Raw genomic sequence first — 15,272 nt, 5'->3', positions numbered from 1 at the left:
CACCTCCACAGCTGAGAATCTGGATCGCACCTTCCATGGTGCCGTCGCCGACCGCCACGCCATTGCCCGGAACGAACAACGCTGCGCCGCCAGGTTGTGGCGATCCGACAACGACATATTGGAGACATATTGGAGTTTGCTCAACCCCGCAAAGAGGCGTGCTGTGCGGTCTTTATTCGTTGCTGCGTGGCTCGTGGCCCGCGCCGGGGCGGCCGTCCGGCTGATGGACATCGGTGGCGGCGAGTTCGATCATCATCGCCAGCCGTTTGTTGGCGTCGTCGAGTGGCAGATCGGTGATCTCGCTCATCTTGCGCAGCCGGTATCGCACGGTGTTCTCGTGCACCCCGAGGCGACGACCGGCTTCGGCCGGGTCGCCGAGGGCTTCCAGCCAAGCGCGCAACGTCGCCACATAGCCGCTGGCGTGCGCCTCGTCGTGCCTCCTGAGTTCGGCCACCGGGCCGCGATCGGGTGATCGTCCCGCCCGGGCCGCGGTGCGCAGCCGCTGCAGCAGGATCTGGTCCCACGATTCGTCGTAGGCAGGCGGTGCGGTGTCGGCCGAACAACTCTGGTGCAGCGCCAGGCACTCGTCGGCCTCTTGGCGCGCCGCAGGCAACTCCGTCAGTTGCGCGGGCTTGCTGATGCCTGCCGACAATGTGACCCGTTCGGGCAGGGCGGCGCGCAGACCCGCGATCCAACGCCGGGCGGCATCGAGGTCCTCACCGGGCAGGATGGTGTAGACGGTGTTGCCCGCCAGCGCGCTTCGGCCAGGACGCGACCAGCCGAACCCGGCGGTGGCCCGGTCGAACGCCAGAAGCAGTGCGGCGTCTCGTTCCGCGCCGATGGCTGCCTGGATCGCGATCACGCGCAGCGGCCCGGATGAGAGCCCCAGGCGGCTGACCGACGATGCGGTGTCGGCGCTGCCCTCGAGCAGTCGAATGACCAGTTCGGATTCCACCTGCCGTTCGAGATCTGCACTGGCCCTTGACCGCAACAGGTGCAGAGCGACCGTGCGGGCACCGTCGACCAGCGCGGCGCGCGCCTGACCTTTCAGCGGTGCGGGACACGCCACCCAGACCGAACCGAGCAGTTCTCGCCCCGAGCGCACCGCCACCACCATGCGGCCCGTCACCCCGTGCTCTGGGTGCTCCCCGACAAAGAGCGGATCGTCCGAAGCCGCCAGATGGGCGTAAACCCCGTGTGCCCTGAAGAACTCGCTGAGCGACTCCGGTGCCTGCCGATCCATGATCGTCGCGACCCGCGCGGGGTCGGCGTTGCGCTGGTTTCTGGAGTACGCCAACACCCGCGCCAGCTGGTCTTCGATGGTCACCGCGCCCCCCGTCGCCTCCGCGAGGCTGTCGGCGAGCGCGAACAAATCGGTTGGGCCGCGCCCCGATTCGGTCTCTCGGCCCTCCAACACGAGGCCGTACACCACAGCCGCGAGCTCGCTCCAGGACACTGCCGGATCGACGGCCATCACCGCGACGCCTTCTGCCATTCCCGAGAACGTGGCGTCATCGTCACCGCCGCGCAGCAATACGACGATCGCCCTTGCCGAAACCGCCCACCGCACCGCTTCTTTCACCGAGCGTGCGCCGATCGCCAACAGCACGTCACCGACCACGGTGCGACCGCCGACGGCCTCGGGCATGACGACGCTGCTCAACTCGGTGGAGCGCGGCACCGGGCAGAAGCGCAGCCGAACACCGTAGCTGCCCAGCACATTCACCAGCCGGTCCAACGTGACCACACGTTCTCCTTACACCCAGCCGGTCATCGCGTGCCCGCGGTCAGCACCACGCAGCATCGCCCGTTCGCCGGGTCAAGGTCCGCGCTGGGGCAGTGCGGTTTCAACTCGGCTGTCAGCCCCGAGATGAGCGCATGGTTCATCCCGCAGACCAGCTGCCGATGGGCTTGTGCGAGACGGTGAAACGGGCAGTTCACGAGCAGCACGCGGGCGTCGTCCTCGCGGGGCTCGTACCCGTGCTGTGCCAGTGTTTCGACGGCGAGGCGCAGCGCCGCCTGCGGGCTCTCCGGTTGACCCTTCTCCTCGGCGGCTCGGCGTCCGATCGCGCTGCCTTCGCGGGCCGCGAGCCGGTAGAGCGTGTCCACCACGGGTTGGCCCGTCTCGGCCGCTTCGGCGATGGCGTCGGCCATCAACCGCCCGGCCAACTCGTAGTCGCGGTCCGGCAGCGAGACGCTGACCTCGCCGGCCGCGCGGCGGTACAGCTTCGACGGCCGGCCGGCGCCCGGTCCGCGACGCCCACCGAGCCGTGCGTACTCGGATTCCAGCAGCCCCTCCGCTTCCAGCTTGTCGAGGTGGAATTTCGCCTGGTGCACCGGCACCGCCACCGCCTCGGCGGCCTGGTCGCGGCTCACCGCGTCCGCCTGCGCGCACACGTACAGATACAGCCGGCGCCGCAGCGGATCGGCCAGCGCGGCGATCACCGATGTGTCGCGCTCGGCGAGAGGCAAAATCGCCTCCTTCTAAGAGAGAACACTCTTGACGATAGAGATCCGACAGTTCTAACGTAGAGACTACTATCCGTTAGACAGGAGTCCCGACATGAGCGCTAGCATTTCTGATCCGAACAGCCGCATCAAAGACCCTGTTTACCAGGCATTCATCCTGCTGCGAACGGTTTTCGCGGCCGCCCCGATCCTGTTCGGCCTGGATAAGTTCACCAACGTGATGGTCGACTGGACCGTCTACCTCGCGCCGTGGATCGACGGCATCGTGCCCGGGGACGCGGCGACCGCGATGCGCATCGTGGGCGTCATCGAGATCGCCGCAGGCGTACTGGTCGCCGTCGCGCCGCGCATCGGCGCCTACGTGGTCGCGCTGTGGCTCGCCGGAATCATCGTCAACCTGTTGACGCTGTCCGGCTTCTACGACGTCGCATTGCGCGATTTCGGCCTGCTGGTCGGCGCCTTGGCCTTGGCCCGCCTCGCGCAGGCCGAACACGGCCCGGGAATCGGCCGGGCACGGGTCACGGCGTCACAGTCCACGCATCGCTGACCGGCTCAGCGCGCCCCGCGCACCAACCTGCCGGGGCGCGCACCGGTGTCGGCGCCGTCGCGCCGGGTCACCACACCGTTGACGATCGTGGCGCGGTAACCGGATGCGCCCTGCACCAGGCGATTGCCGCCGGCGGGCAGGTCGTAGGCCATCCGCGGGGCGTGCAATGTCAAGGCGTTCATGTCGATCACGTTGATGTCGGCCTTCTTGCCGACGGCGATCGTGCCCCGGTCGGTGAGCCCGAACAGCTCGGCGGTGTCATGGGCCTGCTTGCGGATGACGTATTCCAACGGCAGCTGCTTGCCGCGGTGGCGGTCGCGCGCCCAGTGCGTCAACAGGAACGTGGGATAGGAGGCGTCGCAGATCATGCTGCAGTGCGCGCCGCCGTCGGACAGTCCGAGCACGCCCGCGGGATGGGTCAGCATCTCCCGGATCGCGTCGTGGTTGCCGTCGGCGTAGTTGTACAGCGGCAGCAACAGCATTGCGCCCGCGTCGGATTCGAGCATCAGGTCATACATGGTCGTCAGCGGATCTTCACCACGTTCGCGGGCGATCGCGGCGACCGTGCGATCGGGCGTGGGTTCGTAGTCGGGCGGCTCCCCGAGCGCGTAGAGCCGGTCCACCGAATGCTGCGCGAACGCGAACATCCCGTCGAAGAGCACGTTCGGGTCGATCGGCAGGTCTTCCTCGGCGAGGATCGCCGCCTTGACGGCGGGGTCGGCCAGCCGGGCGGCCAGCTCGTCGCGGCTGAATTCGGCCTTCAGGCGCCGATAGGTCGGCCGGTGGGTGAACGCATGATGGCCGGGGAAGCCCAACAGCATCCCGAACGGGCGCGCCGCGATCTGCGGGTACAGCCGGCTACCCGCCTCGTGGGCGGCCGCGCTGATCTCGAGCTGTTCGCGCCACAGGTTGGGATCGGCGTCGACCTGGATCAGCGCAAAGCTGATGGCGCAATCGATTTCGGCGCCCAGCCGACGCATCCACTCCAACTCCTTCTTGGGCGCGACGATGTCCTCCCCCGCCGCGCCTTGCGGGGCGAGCTCGAACACCGCGGCACCGCCGGCGGCCATCGCCCGCCCGAGCGCGAACAGTTCGTCTTCGGCGGCGAACGTGCCAGGAACGGGTTCGCCGTCCATGGCGCGATGCGCCAGCGTGCGCGACGATGAGAAGCCCAGCGCCCCGGCTTCGGCCGCCTCCCGCACCAGCCGGCTCATCACCGCGATGTCGTCGGGTGTCGCGGGCTCGTTGCGGGCGCCGCGCTCCCCCATCGCATACGCGCGGACCGTTCCGTGCGCGATCTGGCTGCCGACATCCACCGCCAGCTCACGTCGCCCGATCACGTCGAGATAGTCCGGGTAGCTCTCCCAGCCCCACGTGATGCCTTCGGCCAGCGCCGAACCCGGAATGTCCTCGACGCCCTCCATCAACTCGATGAGCCACTCTTCGCGGCCGGGCTGCACCGGCGCGAACCCGACGCCGCAGTTGCCCATGACGATGGTGGTCACGCCGTGGGTGCTGGACGGCTCGAGCAGATCGTCCCAGCTGACCTGCCCGTCGTAATGGGTGTGGATGTCGACGAATCCGGGCGCGACGACGTTTCCCGTCGCGTCGAGCGTTTCCTTCGCCTCACCCTCCAGCGGCGGGTCATGCGGGCCGCGGCGGCGAACTTCGACGATCTTTCCGTCGGCAACGGCGATGTCGGCCTGGAATCGATCGGCGCCCGTTCCGTCTACGACCGTTCCGCCGGTGATTTTGAGATCGAACACGATTCACTCCTCGGCTACAGTGGCAATGTAACACCGTTACAGGCCGATGTCGTCGAGTTCAGACAGGCAGGATGCGTCGATGACGACCCAGACCGCGCGCCCGGCAGACAACGCCGGCCAGCGCCGTGACCGAGGCGGCGACGCGATCGGCCCACCGCCGCAGCGCCCCACCCTGGTACCGGCCGAGCGGTATCACTCGGCCGCCTTCGCCGCCCTGGAGGTCGAGCGGATGTGGCCGATGGTGTGGCAGCTGGCCTGCTCCGTCGACCATGTGGCCGAGCCCGGCGACTACTTCGAGTACCGGTGCGGGCCGTACTCGGTGCTGATCGTTCGCGGCGACGACGGCGCGCTCCGGGCGTTTCAGAACGTGTGCCGCCATCGCGGCAACACGCTCTGTGCGGGAACGGGTTCCGGCCTGACCGAGCTCACGTGCGGCTACCACGGCTGGACGTGGGATCTGGCCGGGGCGCTCAAACGCGTGCCCAACCGCAGGGGCTTCGGCGCGCTGCGGATGGCGGAACTGCCGCTGCACGCCGCCGGCGTCGACACCTGGGAGCGGCTCGTCTTCGTCAACCTCGACAGTGCCGCGCCGCCCCTCGTCGAATACCTGGAGCAGGTACCGTCGGACGTCGCGTGGAACCGGCTGGGCGAATTCCGTTGCTACGCCACGATGACGATCGAGGTGGAGGCGAACTGGAAGACCATCGCCGACGGCTACAGCGAGACCTATCACATTCAGACGCTGCACCCTGAGCTTCGCCGGTGCATGGACGACGTGCATGCGCCGCAGCTGATCTGGGGACACACGGGCAAGTCCGAACAGTTCTACGGCGTGCAGAGCCCGCAGCTCAAGGAGACGCTTTCGAGCCGTGACGTGTGGGACGCCTATGTCTACACGCAGGGCGCGTTGATGGGTGTCGGGGAAGGCACCCCGCTACCCGACGGCCGGCCATTGCCCGGCGAGTCGGTGGCGGAGGTGATCGCCGAACGCACACGGGCGTTCGCGGCGCAACGCGGTGTCGAGTTGAGCTGGGCCAGCACCGATCAGCTGATGCGGCTGCACCAGTACAACGTCTTCCCGAACATGACGCTGCTGACCAACGCCGACCACCTGACGACCATGCACTCGCTGCCGGGACCCGATCCCGACCACGGGGAACTGGTGATGATGTTGTGGACGCGGATGCCGCCCGGTGCGCCGAGGACGAAACCCGCCGACGTCCGGATGACCGCAGGCGAAGCAGAGCCCGGTGTGGTGCTGACCCAGGACATCACGGTGCTGCCCGGCGTGCAGCGCGGGATGCACCAGCCGGGCTTCACCCACCTGAGCCTGTCCAACGAGGAACGGCGCGTGATCAACATGCACCGCAACCTCGATCGCTATCTGGATCTTCCAGAAACCGAACGGATCACCGGGGGTGAGACACCCTGACCGGCACCTCACGCAAGGCCGCCAAGACCGAAGGCGCACGCGGCCAGGACAATGTCAACGCCGAGGCGATCCTGGAGACGGCGGCGCGTCTCATCGAGCTCGACGGTGTGGACGCGTTGACGATGCGCCGCCTCGCCGAGGAGATCGGGGTGGCGGTCACCTCGATCTATTGGCACGTCGGGGGACGAGACAAGCTGCTGGACAGCCTGGTTGACCGATTGCTCGGCCAGATGGCCCGGCTGCCCGTCGAAGGCGCCACGCCCGTTGATCGCATCGCGTCGCTGGCACGGGCGCAGCGTCGCGCGCTCATCGAGCGGCAGCATCTGCTTGCCGTCGCGCACGAACGCGACCGCACGCCGCTGCTGTTCCTGCCGATCCAGCAGACCCTCGCCGTCGAGTTGGCCGAGCTGGGTGTGACGGGCGCTGACGCCGCGCTGTTTCTTCGGGCGGTGCAGGTGCACGTCATCTCCTCGGCGGTGATGCAGTTCACCGCGGTGCGAGGAGCCAAGCACGAGGAGGAGGATCCCACGCTGTGGGGTGACGACTGGCCCGACCAGGAACTGGTGGCCGCCCTGCGGTCGCCCACCGACTATGACGCGGTGTTCGAATACGGGCTCGACGCGCTGCTGGCTCCGCTACGGAAGAAGGATGCGGAAAAGGGTGAGAATGAACAGGTTTGACGGCAAGGGTGTTCTTGTCACCGGTGCCGCATCGGGCATCGGCAAAGCGACTGCCGAGCGACTGCTCGCCGAGCGGGCCGTCGTGGTGGGCATCGATTCGGCGCCCGGCCCCGCGGGTACGGCTGAGAGGTTCACCTACCGGCGCGCCGACGTGCTCGACGCCGACGCGGTCACCGCGGCCGTGGATGCCGTCGTGGCCGGGACAGGCCGCCTCGACGGGGTGGTGCACTGCGCGGGCGTCGCCGGCGGCGGTCCGATACACCTGCTGCCCGACGACGAATGGGATCGGGTGTTGAACATCAACCTCAAAGGCACCTTCGTGGTGATGCGGGCGGCCTTGGCCCAGATGATGCAGCAGAGCCGGATCGGCGGCGAGCGGGGCGCCATCGTCACTCTGGCGAGTATCGAAGGCCTGGAGGGCACCGCCGGGGGCAGCGCGTACAACGCGTCCAAGGGAGGCGTCAACCTGCTCACCAAGAACGCCGCTATCGATTACGGCCCCAGCGGAATTCGGGTCAACGCGATCTGTCCCGGTTTCATCGAGACGCCGATGTTCGACGCGGTCGTCGGGCTGCCCGGCATGGAGACGCCGCGCGAGGCGCTGCGCCACGAGCACAAGCTGCGCCGATTCGGCCGCGCCGAGGAGGTCGCCGCCGTCGCGGCGTTCCTGTTGTCGTCGGACGCCAGTTTCGTCAGCGGACAGACGATCGCTGTGGACGGCGGCTACACGGCCGGACGCGACCACCATGTCACCGAGCTGATGGGGCTGGCCGGAGGCTAACGCGGAGTGAACACCGGAACGAAAACGGCGTCGTCGCCGACGTCGTGGCGTTCGAAGCGCACCTCGACCGGAAGGCCGACGTATACCGAATCCGGGTCGCAGCCCACGATGTTCGTCGCGATGCGCAGATCCTGCTGTTCGTCGAGTTCGACGATCGCGACCACGTACGGTACCGGCACCGCTGGGTTGAACGGCTGATGGTTGACGGTGTAGCTGAAAACCCGTGCGTGTCCCGACACCGGTCGAGCGACGAGCGCGCCGTTGCATTCGGGGCAGTCCGGCGCCGGAGGATGCACCCACCGCGCGCATGCGGTGCACCACGCGATCAGCAGTTGCCCGTCGGCGCCGCCGGTCCAGAACGCCCGGTTGTGTTCGGAGAGGGCGGGCAGGATGCGCGCCGGAACGTCGGGTGGGGCATCGGGTGGAGCATCGCCGGGCATGACAAGCAAAGTACATTCCGCACAGTCGCCGTCACAAAAAACAGCCGGATGAAACGGATGGTCTGCCGATGAGCCACTTCGAAAAGGACGCCGTCATCAGCGGTCTGGGCCTCTCCCGAGTGGGGCGGCGCACCGGTATCCCTGGGCTGGAGCTGACGCTGGAGGCCGCCCGCGCCGCCATCGACGACGCCGGCCTGGCCACGAGCGACATCGACGGCATCGCCTCGCTGGGCGATGTCCCGCTGGCCGAGGTCACCACCGCGCTCGGCATCGACGTGCCCGACCGCACCTCCGGGTTCGACACCGGAGGTCTGCTCACCCCGGTGATGTCGGCGTGCCGCGCGGTCGCCGAGAAGCGGGCCCGACACGTGCTGGTGTATCGCACGGTCCTGATGCTCGGCGGCACGATGACCGAATCACCGTCGTCATCGGGGCCCAACCCGCTGGCCAACCCTGCGAGCGAGCCGCACACGCCTGGAACGCGAAGGAGACTCAAGCCGTTCGAGGACATCGACGAGTTGCTGGCCGCACATGCCTACTCGGCGGCCAACTGGCTGGCGATGCACTGCCGCCGGCACATGGAGCTGTACGGCACCACCAAGGAACAGCTGGGCTGGTTGGCGATCAACAGCAGGCGCAACGCCGCGCTCAACCCGCGAGCGGCCTACCGCGAGCCGATGACGATGGACGATTATCTGGCGGCACGTCCGGTGTCGACACCGTTCGGGCTGTTCGACTGCGACGTCCCGGTCGACGGGTCGATCGCGGTGGTGGTGTCCCACGCCGACTACGCGGCCGACTGCCCGAATCCCGCTGTGGCCGTCGAGGCCATCGGCGGCTCATACGGTTCGGGTGGGTGGTTTCATCGCGACGACTTCCCGAAGATGGCCTCGGTCGACGCGGCAGCCCAGATGTGGTCGCGGACCGATCTCACGGCCTCCGATGTCGACGTCGCCGAACTGTACGACGGATTCACGTTTCTCACGATCGCCTGGCTCGAGGCGCTGGGATTCTGCGCCGACGGCGAAGGGGGTCCGTTCGTGGAGGGAGCGACCCGCATCGCGCTCGACGGGGCGCTGCCCCTGAACACCTACGGCGGTCAGCTGTCCGCGGGCCGGATGCACGGCTACTGGCTGCTGCACGAGGCGTGCCTGCAGTTACGGGGCCAGGCCGGTGAGCGTCAACTGACCCGGCGGCCCGAAGTGGCGGTCGCCGCGGCCGGCGGCGGGCCGATCGCGGGCTGCATGCTGTTGACCTGCTGACCCCCCGAGACGGGGCTCACCCCATCGTGAAGAGTTCGAGCTGGATGTTGTCGGGGTCGCGAAACACCACCGTCGAGAACGGGAACGGCGTGTCTTCGGTTCTGATGCCGGAATGCTCGATGCCGAGTTCGTCCAGCCACGCCGTCCACGCCTGCAGGTCCTCGCGGCTGGCCACGTTCAGCCCGACATGGTCCAGGCCGGTGCGGGCCTCGTCGAACTGCTCTCCGGTGTTGGCGGTGTTGGTGTGCAGCCCGATCACCAGGCCGGACCGCTGGTCGACGAGCAGCTCGGCGTAGCCGGTGTCCTCCCGGCCGTAATGGGGGAACTTCACCGGTAACCGATCGGCGCCGAGCAGCCGCTGATACCAGGCCAGGCTGGCCTCCAGGTCGGTGACGGTGATCGAGATGTGGTGTATGCCGGTGAGGGCGGGTGCAGCGCTTTGGGTCATGCTCGGCTCCTTTGAACTGTCAGACGGATCCTCTCACCACCGTCGCGGCAGAGGACATGCGGTGCGTGCTCACGCCGGGTCGGACGCCAGCGTGAGCACGCTGATATCCGGAGAGCTGCAGATCCACCCCGCGCGGCCGCCTCGGCCACCAGGACCGGTGTGGCAAGCAGAACCGTCGGACCGGTCCCGTCGAGTCCGGCCGATGCACGGTCCAGGTCCGGTGGATCGGAACGCCGAGGTCGCTGTCAGGGCGACTGCGCAAGTGGCCCGAGGGCCGATTGTCGTCGGCTTCCGCGCCAGAACCGCAGGCCGTAACGCGCCAACTTGCGGGTCGGCACCCGGGTAGGCCAGTCATCGGCGCGGAAGTAGGCGTCGGAGCCACCGTCCACGAAAACAACGCTGCCACAGAGGAAGTCCGCCGCGTCCGACAGCATGAACACCATCCACTTCGCGAGCTGATGGGGGTTGCCGAAACCGCCGACCGGAACCGGAAACGCCCGAACCGTCTTGGCTTCTCGAGGTGTGGCCAGCTGTTTCTCGAGCAACGGCGTCAAGATCGCGCCGGGAGCCAGTGCGTTCAATCGGATACCCGCTCCGGCCCACTCGGGCCGGACGGCCTTGCGCCGCACCCAGCGCGCCACGGCGATCTTCGATGCTCCGTACGCCAATGACGGTGCGGCGGAACGAAATACCCGCAAGGCCCGGGCGGCTCGATCGACGTCTCCGCGCAGCAAGGCACGAACGGCACGGTTGGGAACCATCGGCATGGTGGTGGTCGAGTTGCTTGCCACCACGACGACTTTCGCTCGACCGGCCGATGCGAGTGCCGGCCGCCATGCGTCGAGCAGTTCGGTCACGCCGAGGTAGTTGACCGACAGGATCAGTGGAACATTCTCCGTTCCCGGCAGCGGGCCGACACCGGCGGCGAGTACGGCACCGTCGAGTCGGCCGTCGACACGGCCGAGCACGGCGGCCGCGGCGGCCGAACGACCCTGCGGCGTGGACAGATCGGCCACCACCTCGGCGTCCCGTTGGTCGATGCCGACCACGGTGTGACCGTCGGCGCGCAGCTGTTCGGCAGCGGCACGGCCCATTCCAGAGGCCGATCCCGTCACGGCATAGACGCCCATTGGCCACTCCTGATAGGTCGGTTCACGTGGCGCAGCGCAGCGCCGGCCATCGATACAACATAGTGACGGCCCGCCAACGGGCGGTCTGCGGGACGGGGACACCGCGCAGCGGTTCGGCGTTTGTTTCGCTGCGCAGCGGGCAGACGATGGTCATGGGCCCGGCCGGACGGCTTTGGCGACCTACTCGCCGGTCTTTTCCTCGCGCAACGCCTCGATGTCGCCCTCCAAGGTGACGTTGCGCTCGTCGAGGGCTGCGTTGCGGTCCTCGAGCGAGAGGATGCGGGCGATGCCTGCGAGGTTGACGCCCGCCTCGACCAGTTCGCTGATGCGTTGCAGTCGAACGAGATCGTCGGCGCTGTAGCGCCGGGTACCGCCGGGGCTGCGTGCGGGCTGCAGGAGGCCGTGGCGTTCATACAGCCGCAACGATTGTCCGCTGATGCCGGACAACTCGGCCGCTACCGAGATTCCGTACACCCCGAGATCAGACGGGGGCGGGCCGGCCTTGCGGGTCCCGTCTTTGACATCATCGTCGGTCATCTCGTGCGCAAAGTCCTGATGTGCTCGATCGGAAACATGTGCCGCCCAAAGGTGAACATATGCCTGCGGTATTGCACAAGCCCAGTGGCGGTGCTATACAAAATCTATTCGCGGGACCATAGATTTTCAATATCGCATTTGCCTGGAGGTCGACTGACGGGGAAGGACGTCATGCCGTTACATCCTCGGGACGATATTCATCACCACGGCGGCGTGAGGCGTCGGGCCGGGACCGCCCTGTCCCAGGAATTGACAAGCGTGACGAGACCGGACTCGGATATCGACATCGACCACGAAGCAGTCGAGCTTGCCGTGGGCGCCGGTGAACCGCAGCGGGTCGGCCGGTTCCGCTTCTTCATCGCCGATCAGCACTGGGAGTGGTCGGAGAACATCGAGCGGATGCATGGCTACGAGCCGGGCTCGGTGAAGCCGACCACCGACTTGATACTCAGCCACAAGCACCCCGAAGACCGTCAACAGGTGGCTGCGGTGTTGGAGCGGGTGATGAGCGGGGAGCCGTTCAGCAGCCGCCACCGCATCGTCGACACCGCGGGGGGCACGCACTGGGTCATCGTCATCGGTGACCGCATGATCGACGAGCGCGGCGATGTGGTCGGCACCTCCGGCTTCTATGTCGACTACACCGAGACCATGCAATCCGACATCTCCGCCGCGGTGTCCAAAGTGGCGGAAGGCCGCGCCCAGATCGAGCAGGCCAAAGGCTTGCTCATGGCCGCCTACGGCATCAGCGCAGACCGGGCATTCGACATCCTCGTTTGGCGATCACAGGAAACCAACATCAAGGTCCGGGAACTGGCCCGCCGGTTTGTCGAGGAGATGACCGGCGCCCTACCGTCCGACACCCGAGCCAGTGTGGACCACATCCTGCTGACGATCTCCTAGAGCGTGCTGAAATAGCGTACAGCGCAAGGCATTACCGAAGTCGTGCGTCAAGGCGGTTCAATCGAACAGGTCGTCGAGCACGCGTTGCTCGAGTTTCAGCCAGCGGTCGACCTGAGCGCGAATCCCGTCGACCTCATTGGGATCGAGGTGATGTGCCCCGTCGCGGGTGATGCGGCACAGGTCCATCGGTCCACCCACGCTGGGCGATGACACGGCCAGCGCGTCGAGCACCCGAAGCGCAGCGAGCAGACCGTGGTCGACGCTGCGTTCGGTCATCCGGAAGTTCGCGAGCAGGGCATATGCCTGCTGCGCCATCGGCGCACCGCTGCCCACCGCCTGAAACCCGGTCTCCTCGTAGTGCCCGATCAGCCCATGCGGGTCGATGTCGATGATGAACGGCCGGTCCCCCGCGTAGCCCGCCGCCAGGACGTACGTGGCCGGTGTCGCGCCGCTCTGCTGTGCGGCAGGCACGTCCTCGATGAAATTGGCGTAGTGATGCTTGAGCACGGGCACCACGCGCTGCTGAAGGGCGCGGCCGATGTCGCCGGCCTCCAGGATCGCGTCGGGTTCGGCGTGGAAGATCTCTTCCAGGTCGTACAGCACCGCCCGCGATCCGCTGCCGCCCCACGCCGCGTGCTCGCCCATCCGGTGAAGCTTCTGCGCCGGATAGCTCAACCCGCGACCCGGATCGGTGATCTGCGAGTCCGATGCCATCACCACGCCATCGGCGCAGCGCAGTGCGATAACGACAGTCACCGCCCGATGGTCTCACGCCACGGGCGGGTTACGGTGGCCGCTGATGCACTTGTTCATCGCCACCTCGAGCCTCGGGCACACGGATTGCGAACGCATTGCCCGTGCGGCGATGGCGCAGCCCGTGCTGGCGATCACCAGCCTGACGTTCATCGTCTTCGGGGTGGTCGTGCTGTGGTCGGCAATCCGAGGAAGGGCCGTGCTGGCGGGGCTTGCCGGGCTGACGTCCGTCGCCGTCGGGCTCGGCAGCTTCGCCTACCACGGACCCCAGCCGGCATGGGCGCAGGCTGCGCACGACTGGCCGATCATCGCTCTGGCACTGGTGTGCGTCGCCGGCTTGGCGCGTAGCCGGCTCGTCGAGCGGCGCCGGCCCTGGGCTGCGGCCACCGGGGTCTTCGCGTTGGGGCTCATCACCTACGCCGCGGGGCGTTCGGCATCGCCGCTGTGCAGGCCTGAGAGCCTGTGGCAGTACCACGGCGCCTGGCATGTCCTCGCCGGCGTTGCGGCCGGTCTGGCCGCCTGGGCCATGATTTCGCGCCGACCTGTCGAGGCCACCGGCAGGCGCTGACCTAGCGGCCCAGCACCCGGGCCGCCGTCGTCGCCACTGCGCCTTGCAGATCCGACACCGGCCGGCTGCCCCGCAGGTGAATGGCGTTGGTGAGCAGCACCACGTAGGTGTCTGAACCCGGGTCGATCCAGAGCGAGGTTCCGGTGAAGCCGGTATGGCCGAAGCTGCCGATCGGGAAGATGGTGCCCCTTGGTCGCGAGTGACCGGTGTCGATGTCCCAGCCGAAGCCACGCAGGTTCTGTCCCCTGATCGCCGGGTATCTCGGGCCGACTTCTCGGGCGGCCGCGTTGGCCGTCCGGAGCTGATCGGCCGAATGGCCGGGCTGTTGAGGCGCCGTCATCAGCTGCAAAGTGGCCTGCTGCAAAGGAAACCGGCTCGGACGGCCCGCCAGCCGGTCGAGCAGGGCCTGGGCGTAGCGGCTGACGTCGTGCACGGTGGAGAACACCCCGGCAGATCCGGCCACCCCTCCCATGCGGCGCGCGGCCGGGTCGTGCACCGTTCCGCGCAGCAGGCGTCCGAAGTTGGGATTTCCGCGGGGATCCTCGCGGTGTTCCTCGTCGAGCGCCGTCGGGGCGATGCGCGGCAGCAGATCCGTGCTCCAGGTGTTCGCCGGGCAAGCTTCGGGACGCTTTCCCGGCGCCGACACCAGCGCCACTCCCCTGATCTTGTGGGGCCCGCATGCTTTCGCCGGTGGCAGGTAGTGGGTGTCGTGCATGTCGAGCGGCGCGAAGATGTGTCGCTGGACGTAGACGTCTTCCTGCTCACCGGTGAGCTTTTCGATCAGCGCGCCGAGCAGAATGAAGCCGATGTCGGAGTAGCGAAACACCTCGCCGGGCTCGGATTGCAGCGGTGCGCTCAGCGCGCGACGGATTCCTTCTGCCTTGTCGGCGTGGTCGAATCCCCAGGTGCCGCGCAGGTCGAGGACGTCCGGTAAGCCCGAGGTGTGCGTGAGCAGCATCCGCACGGTCACCCGTGTGCGCTGCGGGTCGTTCGTCGGGTTGAACTCCGGCAGGTGGTCCTGGATGGGATCGTCGACGCCGACCTTCCCCTGTTCGTACAGCTGCATGACGGCGGTGGCGGTGGCGAGAGGTTTCGTCAACGACGCGAGGTCGAAGATCGTGTCCGCCGTCATCGGCTCGGCTGGTGCGGGCAGGCCGTCGAGCCCTTGCTCACCGGCGAGCTTGCGCACACCGTAGGCCCGCTGGAAGACGAGCTTGCCGCCGTGTCCGATCGCTGCCACAGCTCCCGGCAACCGGTGTGCTTCGAGCGCATCGTTGATGACCTTCGACACCTCAGGGATGTCGGGAGTGTCCGGTGCGGGTGGTGGCTGCGTAGGTCTGGTCGTCGTCGCAGGCGGTGCGTGCGTGGCCGACGGGCTGAGGCCGGCTCGTGGCGGCGGCGGCGCATCGCCGCACGACGTGATGCCGGTGAGGGCGACCAACCCGGTGCTCAGAGCAACGAGGGCCCGCGCGGGTCGTGCTGCGAACCTGACCATTGCCGCCTCGTCGGGTGAGGGTGCACGCTTCGACCCTCAGAATAGGGCGACGGTTGTTAGC

At 67.7% G+C, this 15,272-nt stretch carries 16 protein-coding genes and 1 pseudogene; 7 read left to right on the top strand and 10 right to left on the bottom strand.

Features of this window, described 5'->3' with window-relative positions:
* Positions 1–172: 172 nt before the first annotated feature.
* Together MELE44368_RS18020 and MELE44368_RS18015 are read right to left on the bottom strand one after the other, a co-directional pair.
* Positions 173–1,747, bottom strand: a complete 1,575-nt coding sequence (locus MELE44368_RS18020) for a PucR family transcriptional regulator (RefSeq protein ID WP_128109755.1) — start codon at positions 1,745–1,747, stop codon at positions 173–175.
* Between the two features lie 23 nt (positions 1,748–1,770).
* Positions 1,771–2,472: a helix-turn-helix transcriptional regulator gene (locus tag MELE44368_RS18015; RefSeq protein ID WP_128109754.1), complete on the bottom strand. Its 702-nt coding sequence runs from the start codon at positions 2,470–2,472 to the stop codon at positions 1,771–1,773.
* Between the two features lie 91 nt (positions 2,473–2,563).
* Here MELE44368_RS18015 and MELE44368_RS18010 point away from each other — a divergent pair, with 91 nt between their 5' ends.
* Entirely contained in the window at positions 2,564–3,016 is a 453-nt protein-coding gene (locus MELE44368_RS18010; RefSeq protein WP_128109753.1) for a hypothetical protein, read from the top strand.
* A 5-nt stretch (positions 3,017–3,021) separates the two neighbouring features.
* On the opposite strand, the gene MELE44368_RS18005 is transcribed toward MELE44368_RS18010, so the two are convergent.
* Positions 3,022–4,782: an N-acyl-D-amino-acid deacylase family protein gene (locus MELE44368_RS18005; RefSeq protein ID WP_128109752.1), complete on the bottom strand. Its 1,761-nt coding sequence runs from the start codon at positions 4,780–4,782 to the stop codon at positions 3,022–3,024.
* Between the two features lie 79 nt (positions 4,783–4,861).
* On the opposite strand from MELE44368_RS18005, the gene MELE44368_RS18000 reads away from it, so the two are divergent.
* Genes MELE44368_RS18000 through MELE44368_RS17990 form a run of 3 tightly spaced genes read left to right on the top strand, consistent with a single transcriptional unit; the run spans position 4,862 to position 7,675 of the window.
* Positions 4,862–6,214: an aromatic ring-hydroxylating oxygenase subunit alpha gene (locus MELE44368_RS18000; protein WP_128109751.1), complete on the top strand. Its 1,353-nt coding sequence runs from the start codon at positions 4,862–4,864 to the stop codon at positions 6,212–6,214.
* The gene (locus MELE44368_RS17995) at positions 6,211–6,894 is read left to right on the top strand and encodes a TetR/AcrR family transcriptional regulator (RefSeq protein ID WP_128109750.1); all 684 of its coding nucleotides are present in this window, start codon (positions 6,211–6,213) and stop codon (positions 6,892–6,894) included. The genes MELE44368_RS18000 and MELE44368_RS17995 overlap by 4 nt, the downstream gene beginning before the upstream one ends.
* Positions 6,881–7,675 carry an SDR family NAD(P)-dependent oxidoreductase gene (locus MELE44368_RS17990; protein ID WP_128109749.1) on the top strand — a complete coding sequence of 265 codons (795 nt, stop codon included), beginning with the start codon at positions 6,881–6,883 and terminating at the stop codon, positions 7,673–7,675. The genes MELE44368_RS17995 and MELE44368_RS17990 overlap by 14 nt, the downstream gene beginning before the upstream one ends.
* Here MELE44368_RS17990 and MELE44368_RS17985 read toward each other — a convergent pair.
* The gene (locus tag MELE44368_RS17985; protein WP_128109748.1) at positions 7,672–8,115 is read right to left on the bottom strand and encodes a Zn-ribbon domain-containing OB-fold protein; all 444 of its coding nucleotides are present in this window, start codon (positions 8,113–8,115) and stop codon (positions 7,672–7,674) included. The two genes, MELE44368_RS17990 and MELE44368_RS17985, sit on opposite strands and share 4 nt — an antisense overlap.
* A gap of 68 nt (positions 8,116–8,183) precedes the next feature.
* On the opposite strand from MELE44368_RS17985, the gene MELE44368_RS17980 reads away from it, so the two are divergent.
* Positions 8,184–9,377, top strand: a complete 1,194-nt coding sequence (locus MELE44368_RS17980; protein ID WP_128109747.1) for a thiolase family protein — start codon at positions 8,184–8,186, stop codon at positions 9,375–9,377.
* A gap of 16 nt (positions 9,378–9,393) precedes the next feature.
* Here the strand turns inward: MELE44368_RS17980 and MELE44368_RS17975 are convergent, their stop codons facing one another.
* From MELE44368_RS17975 to MELE44368_RS17960, 4 genes and pseudogenes are all read right to left on the bottom strand, one after another.
* A complete protein-coding gene (locus MELE44368_RS17975) occupies positions 9,394–9,825 on the bottom strand; it encodes a VOC family protein (RefSeq protein ID WP_128109746.1) in 432 nt (143 codons plus the stop codon).
* An 85-nt stretch (positions 9,826–9,910) separates the two neighbouring features.
* Positions 9,911–10,061, bottom strand: a pseudogene (locus MELE44368_RS27175) (metallophosphoesterase); the annotation flags it as partial.
* A gap of 9 nt (positions 10,062–10,070) precedes the next feature.
* The gene (locus MELE44368_RS17965) at positions 10,071–10,955 is read right to left on the bottom strand and encodes an SDR family oxidoreductase (RefSeq protein WP_128109745.1); all 885 of its coding nucleotides are present in this window, start codon (positions 10,953–10,955) and stop codon (positions 10,071–10,073) included.
* A gap of 180 nt (positions 10,956–11,135) precedes the next feature.
* Positions 11,136–11,492 (bottom strand): MerR family transcriptional regulator, encoded by a 357-nt coding sequence (locus tag MELE44368_RS17960; protein WP_128109744.1) that lies wholly within the window; start codon positions 11,490–11,492, stop codon positions 11,136–11,138.
* 258 nt (positions 11,493–11,750) lie between these two features.
* Between MELE44368_RS17960 and MELE44368_RS17955 the strand changes: the two genes are divergently transcribed.
* On the top strand, positions 11,751–12,395 hold the full coding sequence (locus tag MELE44368_RS17955) for a PAS and ANTAR domain-containing protein (RefSeq protein ID WP_241566672.1): 645 nt from the start codon (positions 11,751–11,753) through the stop codon (positions 12,393–12,395).
* 57 nt (positions 12,396–12,452) lie between these two features.
* On the opposite strand, the gene MELE44368_RS17950 is transcribed toward MELE44368_RS17955, so the two are convergent.
* Entirely contained in the window at positions 12,453–13,151 is a 699-nt protein-coding gene (locus MELE44368_RS17950; protein WP_128109742.1) for an Ntn hydrolase family protein, read from the bottom strand.
* A gap of 43 nt (positions 13,152–13,194) precedes the next feature.
* On the opposite strand from MELE44368_RS17950, the gene MELE44368_RS17945 reads away from it, so the two are divergent.
* Positions 13,195–13,716, top strand: coding sequence for a ceramidase domain-containing protein (locus tag MELE44368_RS17945; RefSeq protein WP_128109741.1), 522 nt, complete (start codon positions 13,195–13,197; stop codon positions 13,714–13,716).
* Position 13,717: 1 nt separating this feature from the next.
* On the opposite strand, the gene MELE44368_RS17940 is transcribed toward MELE44368_RS17945, so the two are convergent.
* Positions 13,718–15,211 (bottom strand): serine hydrolase domain-containing protein, encoded by a 1,494-nt coding sequence (locus MELE44368_RS17940; RefSeq protein WP_128109740.1) that lies wholly within the window; start codon positions 15,209–15,211, stop codon positions 13,718–13,720.
* Between the last annotated feature and the right edge of the window lie 61 nt (positions 15,212–15,272).

Origin of the sequence: Mycolicibacterium elephantis DSM 44368, assembly GCF_004014805.1 — a bacterium.
Taxonomy (GTDB): domain Bacteria; phylum Actinomycetota; class Actinomycetes; order Mycobacteriales; family Mycobacteriaceae; genus Mycobacterium; species Mycobacterium elephantis.
Note: the sequence above shows the minus strand (reverse complement) of the source record. Positions and strands in the feature narration are given on the sequence as shown.

Coding starts and splice junctions, on each gene's coding strand:
- MELE44368_RS18010 (WP_128109753.1), top strand. CDS start 2,564: ATGAGCGCTAGCATTTCTGATCCGAACAGCCGCATCAAAGACCCTGTT.
- MELE44368_RS18000 (WP_128109751.1), top strand. CDS start 4,862: ATGACGACCCAGACCGCGCGCCCGGCAGACAACGCCGGCCAGCGCCGT.
- MELE44368_RS17990 (WP_128109749.1), top strand. CDS start 6,881: ATGAACAGGTTTGACGGCAAGGGTGTTCTTGTCACCGGTGCCGCATCG.
- MELE44368_RS17985 (WP_128109748.1), bottom strand. CDS start 8,115: ATGCCCGGCGATGCTCCACCCGATGCCCCACCCGACGTTCCGGCGCGC.
- MELE44368_RS17980 (WP_128109747.1), top strand. CDS start 8,184: ATGAGCCACTTCGAAAAGGACGCCGTCATCAGCGGTCTGGGCCTCTCC.
- MELE44368_RS17975 (WP_128109746.1), bottom strand. CDS start 9,825: ATGACCCAAAGCGCTGCACCCGCCCTCACCGGCATACACCACATCTCG.
- MELE44368_RS17965 (WP_128109745.1), bottom strand. CDS start 10,955: ATGGGCGTCTATGCCGTGACGGGATCGGCCTCTGGAATGGGCCGTGCC.
- MELE44368_RS17960 (WP_128109744.1), bottom strand. CDS start 11,492: ATGACCGACGATGATGTCAAAGACGGGACCCGCAAGGCCGGCCCGCCC.
- MELE44368_RS17945 (WP_128109741.1), top strand. CDS start 13,195: ATGCACTTGTTCATCGCCACCTCGAGCCTCGGGCACACGGATTGCGAA.
- MELE44368_RS17940 (WP_128109740.1), bottom strand. CDS start 15,211: ATGGTCAGGTTCGCAGCACGACCCGCGCGGGCCCTCGTTGCTCTGAGC.